Raw genomic sequence first — 2,259 nt, forward strand, 5'->3', positions numbered from 1 at the left:
GCGCCCGTCCGGGCCGGCACGGCGGGCGCCATCGTCATGACTGAGTCTCCTTGGGGATGCCCTCGTGGCCCTCGCCGTCGCGGCCGTCGGCCGCTTCCGGTGGGCGTGGCTCGGTGCAGTCGGTCATCCCTTGACCCCCTGCTTGGTCAGCTCCGCGTCGAAGGTCTGGGCGAGCTTGTCGAGCTCGGCCTTGGTGTCGGAGCCGCAGTCGGCGACGATCGTGTTGATCGTCTCGGCGGCGGCCTGCCGGAACGGCGTCCAGTCCGGCACCGCCGGCACGTAGCGGCCGGACGTCTTGAAGACCTGCTCGAAGGTGGCCCAGCGGGTGTCCTTGCGGACCGAGGCGAGCTGCACCCCGGTGTTGACCGGCAGCCGGACGATGCCGCCGTCGGAATCACCGGCCATGCCGATGGTCTGCCCCTGCACCGACACGGCGAACTCGGCGAACTTCTGCTGCCCGGTCTCGTTGGCCGAGCCGGCCATCAGGTAGACGTTCTCCCCCTCGGCCAGCGACTGGGCCTTGCCACCGGGACCGGCCGGGAGCGCGACGATCTCGTACTTGTCCTTGCCGAGGTTCTTGTCGAAGCGGGCCATGTTGTACGGCCCGGTGAAGTAGATGCCGCCCTTGCCGGTCTCGAACAGCGGGTGCGCCTGGGTGGTCTCCAGCGTGACCGCGCCCGGCACGACGTCCTTGTCGGTGCAGAACTGCTTCTTGAAGCCGTCGACCACGGCGACCGACTGCGGGGTGTTGATCGCCGTCGTGAACTTGCCGGTGTCACCGCTGAGGAAGTCGCCGCCGCCGGACCACAGGAAGCTGGTCAGGTACCAGGCGGTGTAGCCGCGCTTGGTGGAGCCGGGCACCACGTAGCCGTACGTGTCGGCCTTGCCGTTGCCGTCGGGGTCCTCGGTGGTGAACGCCTTGGCCAGCGCGTCGAGCTCGGCCCAGGACTTCGGTTGCGCGGCGCCGACCTTCTCGCGCCAGTCCTTGCGGATGAACAGCGCGAAGGACTGGGCTGAGAACGGCACCCCGTACGTCTTGCCGTCGGCGCCGGTGGCGGCGTCCCACGATGTCGGGCTGAGGTCGGCGCCGCCGGCCAGGGCGGCCTTGTCGACCGCGCGGACCAGGCCCTGCTTGACCAGCGTGCCGAGCTGGGCGGTGTCGTTGATGACGATGTCGGGCAGGTCCTTCTGGGCGGCGGCCTGCTGCAGCTTGGTCTCGAAGTCCTCGAACAGCGCGGTGACGGTGGCCGGGGTGCCGGTGGCGGCGGTGAACCCGGCGGCGATCGCCTTCGCGGTCTTCTCGGAGTTGGAGCCGGGGGGTTTGCGGATCCAGATGTCCAGCGCGGCGTTGGCGTCCTGTTCGGGGGCGCCGTCGTCGCCGCAGGCGGTGAGTCCGGTCGCGACTAGCATCGTGGCCATGACCGTCGCCAGCAGTCTCCTGGTAGACATGGGGATGCCTCCTGTCTACATATGTGGAAGCGTTTCGAGCTTGTGGAAGGCAAGTACGCACAAGCTAGCTTTCGGTACTATGGCCGTCAACAGTCCGGAAACAATCGACCGCGATGGTGGCTGACATGGCTCTAGCTCGATCCCGCCCGGTCGCCCACTCATCCACCGGGGCCAATGACTCGTCGCCGGTGAAGTCCGCGGAGCGCACCGTCAAGATCCTGGAGACGCTCGCCGCCTCCCCGACGAAGCTGACGCTCTCGGAGCTCCAGGAGCGGATGGGCTACCCCCGTTCCAGCCTGCACGCGCTGGTGCGCACACTGCGCGAGCTGAAGTGGGTGGAGGCGGACGAGAGCGGCTCCGCCTTCGGCGTCGGCCCGCACGCCCTGCTCTCCGGCACGGCCTATCTGGACCGCGACCCGGCGCTGCGGTACGCGTACGAGACGCTGGAGGATCTGCGCACCGAGGTCGGCCACACCATCCACTACGCCCGGCGCGACGACACCCACGTGCTCTACCTGGCCAGTCGCGAGTCGCGCGAGGCCGAGCGGGTCATCTCCCGGGTCGGGCGCCGGCTGCCGGCCCACGTCACCGGACTGGGCCAGGCGCTGCTCGCCGACCTGACCGAGGCCGAAGTGGACGCCCTGCTGCCGGACACGCTGGAGGCGTTCACCCCGCACACGATCACCGGGCGGGCCGCACTGCACGCCGAGCTGGACGCGGTCCGCCGGCGCGGCTGGGCGTTCGAGGTCGGGCAGGGCACGCCCGGGGTGGCGTGCGTCGCCGTCGCGGACGGCTACCGCATCCCGGCCA

The 2,259-nt window shown here is 70.0% G+C and carries 2 protein-coding genes; one reads left to right on the forward strand and one right to left on the reverse strand.

From position 1 onward, the window contains the following. Positions 1–123 precede the first annotated feature (123 nt). Entirely contained in the window at positions 124–1,449 is a 1,326-nt protein-coding gene (locus AB0C29_RS44600; protein WP_360833896.1) for a sugar ABC transporter substrate-binding protein, read from the reverse strand. A gap of 125 nt (positions 1,450–1,574) precedes the next feature. On the opposite strand from AB0C29_RS44600, the gene AB0C29_RS44605 reads away from it, so the two are divergent. Then, positions 1,575–2,259, forward strand: a 685-nt coding sequence (locus AB0C29_RS44605) for an IclR family transcriptional regulator (protein ID WP_360833898.1), incomplete at its 3' end; no start/stop codon positions are given.

Origin of the sequence: Actinoplanes sp. NPDC048791 (assembly GCF_040650095.1) — a bacterium.
Taxonomy (GTDB): Bacteria; Actinomycetota; Actinomycetes; order Mycobacteriales; family Micromonosporaceae; genus Actinoplanes.

What these genes read in the sequence shown, in the direction of transcription:
- AB0C29_RS44600 (WP_360833896.1), bottom strand. Translation starts at nt 1,449, where the DNA reads ATGTCTACCAGGAGACTGCTGGCGACGGTCATGGCCACGATGCTAGTC.